The sequence below is a fragment of the Streptomyces sp. NPDC058872 genome, from assembly GCF_042743065.1.
Classification (GTDB): domain Bacteria; phylum Actinomycetota; class Actinomycetes; order Streptomycetales; family Streptomycetaceae; genus Streptomyces.
The window spans coordinates 1-4,816 of the sequence record NZ_JBHYMK010000128.1 but is presented as its reverse complement, the minus strand read 5'-3'; the positions used below and the strand labels follow the sequence as shown (position 1 = coordinate 4,816).

The 4,816-nt window shown below is 70.9% G+C and carries 5 protein-coding genes; 3 read left to right on the top strand and 2 right to left on the bottom strand.

Annotated elements, in window-relative coordinates; genetic code table 11:
- A partial coding sequence (locus ACFW22_RS35615) for an acyl-CoA dehydrogenase family protein (protein WP_157849844.1) occupies positions 1-97 on the top strand: 97 nt, incomplete at its 5' end.
- Positions 98-148: 51 nt separating this feature from the next.
- Here ACFW22_RS35615 and ACFW22_RS35610 read toward each other — a convergent pair.
- Positions 149-1,405 carry an LCP family protein gene (locus ACFW22_RS35610; RefSeq protein ID WP_386412902.1) on the bottom strand — a complete coding sequence of 419 codons (1,257 nt, stop codon included), beginning with the start codon at positions 1,403-1,405 and terminating at the stop codon, positions 149-151.
- Positions 1,406-1,535: 130 nt separating this feature from the next.
- On the opposite strand from ACFW22_RS35610, the gene ACFW22_RS35605 reads away from it, so the two are divergent.
- Positions 1,536-2,069, top strand: coding sequence for an acyl-CoA thioesterase (locus tag ACFW22_RS35605; protein ID WP_384887354.1), 534 nt, complete (start codon positions 1,536-1,538; stop codon positions 2,067-2,069).
- A 75-nt stretch (positions 2,070-2,144) separates the two neighbouring features.
- On the opposite strand, the gene ACFW22_RS35600 is transcribed toward ACFW22_RS35605, so the two are convergent.
- Positions 2,145-3,524 carry an LCP family protein gene (locus ACFW22_RS35600; RefSeq protein ID WP_386412898.1) on the bottom strand — a complete coding sequence of 460 codons (1,380 nt, stop codon included), beginning with the start codon at positions 3,522-3,524 and terminating at the stop codon, positions 2,145-2,147.
- 259 nt (positions 3,525-3,783) lie between these two features.
- Here ACFW22_RS35600 and ACFW22_RS35595 point away from each other — a divergent pair, with 259 nt between their 5' ends.
- Positions 3,784-4,803 carry a glycosyltransferase family 2 protein gene (locus ACFW22_RS35595; RefSeq protein ID WP_386412896.1) on the top strand — a complete coding sequence of 340 codons (1,020 nt, stop codon included), beginning with the start codon at positions 3,784-3,786 and terminating at the stop codon, positions 4,801-4,803.
- Positions 4,804-4,816: the final 13 nt, after the last annotated feature.

The window sequence follows — 4,816 nt, the reverse complement described above, 5'->3', positions numbered from 1 at the left end:
CCCCGTCGAGCGCATGATGCGCGACGCCAAGATCACCCAGATCTACGAAGGCACCAACCAGGTCCAGCGCATCGTCATGGCCCGCAACCTCCCGTGAGCGGACGCGGGGAGGGCACCCCGCCCGGGGCGCCCTCCCCGCGCCGTCCCGTCACCGGTTCGACTCGACGGTGACCTTCTCGTCGTTCTTGATCTGCTGGACGAGCTGCTTCACCTTCGGCATGTCCCACTTGAGGGAGTTCTGCGGTGCGGTGCCCGAGATCGGGATGTTCATGGACCTGCCGTCGCCGCCGCTGATGCCCTTCATCGCGAAGAACATCTTCCCGAGGTCGTACAGCGACATGTCCTTGTCCACGATCAGGGTGTCCAGGCCGGCGCCGAGCGTCGGGTACAGCGCGAACGGGTTGAGGATCGTGCCCGGCGTCGCCGCCTGGTTGGCGAGGGCGGAGAGGAACTTCTGCTGGTTCTTCGTCCGCGCCAGGTCCGACTCGGCGAAGGCGTACCGGGTGCGGACGAAGGCCAGGGCCTGCTCGCCGTTGAGGGTCTGCGTGCCGGCCTGGAAGTCCGCGCCGGACTTCTTGTCCTTGAAGCCCTTCTCGATGTTCATCTCGACGCCGCCGAGCGCGTCCACGATGTTGGCGAAGCCGGCGAAGCCGATCTCCGCGTAGTGGTCGATGCGCAGCCCGGTGTTGTACTCGATCGTGCGGACGAGCAGTTCGGGGCCGTCCATCGCATAGGCCGCGTTCAGCTTCGAACCACCGCGGGCCGGATACGACTTGCCCGACTCGGAGCCCACGAAGTTCGGGATCGTCACCCAGGAGTCACGGGGCAGCGAGACCATCGTGTTCCCGCTGGAGCAGGCCGCGAGGATCATCATCGAGTCGGTCCGCTTGCCCTCCGCGGAGCCGGTGTGGAGCTTCTTCTTCTCCTCGGCGGTCATGCCCTCGCGGCTGTCGGAGCCGACGATCAGGTACGTCGTGCAGTCCCCCTCCTCCGGCCGCTCGATGACCTTGGAGAGGTCGACCTCGTTGCGCATCTGGGAGCTGGCCCAGGCGTAGGTGCCTATGCCCCAGACGAGGCCGCCGACCACCAGCACGATCGAGCCGATCTTGATCCGCTTGCGCCAGTCCGGCGCGGGGCGCCCCGGCCCGTGCGGGGAGTGCTGCGGGGGAGCGCCGTCCCGGCCGCCGCCCTGTGCGGCGCCGTAGACCTGTCCGGTGTTGTAGCCGGAGTCGTAGCCCTCGTTCCGCGCCTGCGTGTAGTTCGGGTTGTAGGCCCGGTCGCCGTCGTGACGCGGCGGCTGCTGCGGAACCTGCGGGCGCTGCGCGTGGCCCATCCGGCGGGGTCCCTCGGGCTGGGAGCGCGCGTTGCCGCGTCCGTGTCCGCCGTCATCGGGCCAGTCATTCATGTGGACCAGTCTGCCGGGCGCGGCTTTCGCGGCGACAGCCCGGGGAGAAGATCGGACCGGTGCTGTTGCCAAGCTGATGCAAAGGGGACCGAACGGGGACGGGGGCGGGACCCGGCATAAGGTGGAGGGCATGACAGATCAGGGCGATATTCCGGGCAAGCCCACCTCCGCCTCCCGCACCACCCTCAGCCACATCATGACCAGCCACGACACCAACCTCCTGGGCACGGTGCACGGTGGCGTGATCATGAAACTGGTGGACGACGCCGCCGGTGCCGTCGCGGGCCGGCACTCGGGCGGCCCCGCCGTGACCGCCTCCATGGACGAGATGGTCTTCCTGGAGCCGGTCCGGGTCGGCGACCTGGTGCATGTGAAGGCCCAGGTCAACTGGACCGGACGGTCCTCGATGGAGGTCGGCGTGCGGGTCATGGCCGAGCGCTGGAACGAGTCCACGCCCGCCACCCAGGTCGGCTCCGCGTACCTCGTCTTCGCGGCCGTCGACGCGGAGGGCAAGCCCCGCCGGGTCCCCGAGGTCATTCCGGAGACCGAGCGGGACAAGCGCCGCAACCAGGAGGCCCAGATCCGCCGCACCCACCGCCTGGCCCGACGGCAGGCGATCAAGGAGCTGCGCGAGCGCCGGGCGGCCGAGGGCTACGAGGACTGAGGGCCGCGCCGGGACGGGGCGAATCGTTCCGCCTCCTCCTTCGTCGCGGGCACGCCACCCGGGGGACCACCGTGCTCACGGACACACCACCTGGTCCCCGGTCACGGCCTCGAAGGGCTTCCTCGGCTCCTCGGCCCGCACCGCCGTCACCCCCTTGAAGTCGCTCCCCACCGTCACCCGGAGCGTCCCGCCCCGTCCGGCCACCGCCCGCATCTCCGCCCCCGGCAGCGCCGCCGCCAAGGACTTCGCCGAGCGGTCCCAGCGCGGGTCGTACTCCACCACGGTCCGCCCGTGCTCCTGGGCGGCCCCGGTCATCGGGGTGCGGGTGGTGTCGAAGCCGGTCGCGCGCAAGGCGTCGTCCACCTTGCGGCCCAGCCCGTCCGTGCGGGTCCCGTTGTAGACCTGCACGCGGATCGTGCGCGGGGCCACGTCGACGACGACCGCCTTCGGCGCCTTGGCGGAGCTCGTGGCCTTCGGCGCGGCCGGGGCCAACGGCCGGTCCTCCCGCAGCGCCTGGAAGAGCTTCTGGGCCTTGGCGGCGTCCCACTTCACGGTGGACCCGATGCCCTTCACCGGGAAGCTCATGTCGCCGATCGGCACCGACACGAACTCCGAGGAGGCCGGGGTGAAGCCGTGCATGGCCTTGGCGAGGGCCAGCATCTGGTCCGTGCCGAAGTCCTCGTCGGCCCGCACGGAGCTCAGCATGGTCGTGGCCACCTCGCGGAACCGCACCGGGTTGAGCAGCACCCCGCCGCTCGTGGTCCGCTCGATCAGCGCCGCCAGGAACCGCTGCTGCCGCTGCATCCGGCCGATGTCGGCGGCCCCGTCGATGTGCCGGGAGCGCACGTACTGCAGGGCCTGGCCGCCGTTGAGCTCATGGGTGCCGGGAGCCAGGTCGAGTCCCGTGTACGCGTCCTTCAGCGGACGGGTCGTGCAGATCTGCACCCCGCCGATCGCGTCCACGGTCCGCATGAAGCTGGTGAAGTCGACCTCCAGGTAGTGGTCGATCTTCACTCCGGTCATCGACTCCACGGTCCGCACGGTCAGCCCGGGCCCGCCCTCCGCGTAGGCCGCGTTCAGCTTGACCGGATGGGCCCGGTGCGCCTTGCCGCTGATCAGGTCCGTGTGCTCGGGCATCTCCGCGTACGAGTCGCGGGGCAGGCTGACCACGCTCGCCCGTTCCCGGTCCTCCGAGATGTGCACGAGCATGACGGTGTCGGTGCAGTGGCACGGCGCGCCGCCGAGCCGGTACTTCTCCTTCTCCTCGGGGGTGATCCGCTCCCGCCCGTCGGTGCCGACGACCAGCACGTTCATCCCGTGCCCGGCCTGGGGCCGGTTCTTCATGTCCTTGAAGGGGTCGACCCGGGTGATCCCGGTGTCAAGCCCGGACACCACCGCGTGTCCGATCCCGCCCGCCGCGAGGACCGACACGGAGAGCGCCGTCGCCACCCGCATCCCCCACCGGGGGCGCCTCCGCCGCCGGTGGACCGGAGCGCGACGCGGGGCGGGCCGGGGCCGGGAGCTGCGGGGCGGTGTGGGCACGGACGGACACCTCCGCGGGTGTGACGAGGGAACCGTGAGCACCGTAGGCCCATACGATCAGCGCAAGGGACCACCACCCGCTCGGCGCGCACCCGTGTCCCCCATTCGCGGTAACGTGGCTCGCGCTACTGCCGTCTTTCCGGGGAGCGACCCCCGAACCCCCCGAGGAACCATGCTGCCCCCCGTCTCCGTGATCATGCCGGTCCTCAATGAGGAGCGGCACCTGCGCAACTCGGTCCGCCACATCCTGGAGCAGGAGTACGACGGCGAGATGGAGGTGGTGATCGCCCTCGGCCCGTCCACGGACCGCACCGATGAGATCGCCGCCGAGCTCGTGCGCGAGGACCCCCGCGTCCACACCGTGCCGAACCCGACCGGCCGTACCCCCGCCGCGCTCAACGCGGCGATCCAGGCGTCCCGTCACCCGATCGTGGTGCGCGTCGACGGCCACGGCATGCTCTCCCCGAACTACATCGCCACCGCCGTCCGCCTCCTGGAGGAGACCGGTGCGCAGAACGTCGGCGGCATCATGCACGCCGAGGGCGAGAACGCCTGGGAGGACGCGGTCGCGGCCGCGATGACCTCGAAGATCGGCGTCGGCAACGCGGCCTTCCACACCGGCGGCGAGGCCGGCCCGGCCGAGACGGTCTACCTGGGCGTCTTCCGCCGCGAGGCGCTCGAACGGCAGGGCGGGTACAACGTGGAGTTCATCCGCGCCCAGGACTGGGAGCTGAACTTCCGCATCCGCGAGGCCGGCGGTCTGATCTGGTTCTCGCCGGAGCTCCGCGTCCAGTACCGTCCGCGGCCCTCCGTGAAGGCCCTCGCCAAGCAGTACAAGGACTACGGTCGCTGGCGCCACGTCGTCGCCCGCTACCACCAGGGCTCCATCAACCTCCGCTACCTCGCCCCGCCGACCGCCGTCTGTGCGATCGCCGCGGGTCTGGTCGTGGGGGCCGTCCTGACCCCGCTCGGCTTCGTGGTTCCGGCCGGCTATCTCGCCGCGATCACCGCCGGCTCGGTCCCGGCCGGCAAGGGCCTCCCCCTCAAGGCCCGCCTGCAGATCCCGGTGGCCCTCGCCACCATGCACATGTCCTGGGGCTTCGGCTTCCTCACCAGCCCCCGCTCCCTCGCGAAGAAGGTCATCGCCAGCCGCCGTCCGGCGGTGAAGGCGGGCGAGACCGAGACGGTCTGACGACCTCCGTTCC